Source organism: Bradyrhizobium sp. PRIMUS42, assembly GCF_023006515.1.
In the GTDB taxonomy this organism is placed as follows: domain Bacteria; phylum Pseudomonadota; class Alphaproteobacteria; order Rhizobiales; family Xanthobacteraceae; genus Bradyrhizobium.
Map to the genome: position 1 here is coordinate 1 of NZ_JALBGZ010001492.1, position 560 is coordinate 560.

The following is a 560-nucleotide window of genomic DNA, read 5'->3' on the forward strand; positions in this document are numbered from 1 at the left end:
CCAGCGCGCGCTGCATCTCGGCCGCGAGCGAACGGACCTGGCTGGTCTGTTCGGCCGAGACCGTGAGCAGGGTGCTCTGGGCGTCGCGGGCGCTGGTGGTGATGGTCTCGGCGGTGGACTGGCCGACCTGCGAGAGCGAACGATGAACTTCGGCCGAGAGCGACTTGACTTGGTTCGCCGCCTCGGAGGACGCCGTCACCAGCATGTTCTGCGCTTCGCGAGCGCCAGCGGTGATGGTTTCCGCGGTCGAAGTGCCGGCCATCGTGAGCGAGCGCTGCACATCGGCCGCGAGCGACTTGACCTGGGCCGCCGCATCCGAGGACCCGGCAACCAGCGTGTTCTGGGCCTCACGGGCGCCACTGGTGAGGATCTCGGCGGTCGAGGTGCCGGCCATCGTCAGCGAACGCTGTACGTCGGAGGACAGCGCCTTGATCTGGTTGGCGGTCTCGGTCGAGGCCGCGATCAGCGTGCTCTGCGCATCGCGGGCCCCGGCGGTGATCGATTCCGCCGTGGTGGAGCCGGCCAGCGACAGCGAGCGCTGCACGTCGGCGGTGAGCGTC

Annotated in this window: 1 pseudogene; it reads right to left on the minus strand. The window is 69.6% G+C overall.

The window, feature by feature from the left end:
- Positions 1-560: pseudogene (locus MOV75_RS41255) on the minus strand (methyl-accepting chemotaxis protein); the annotation flags it as partial.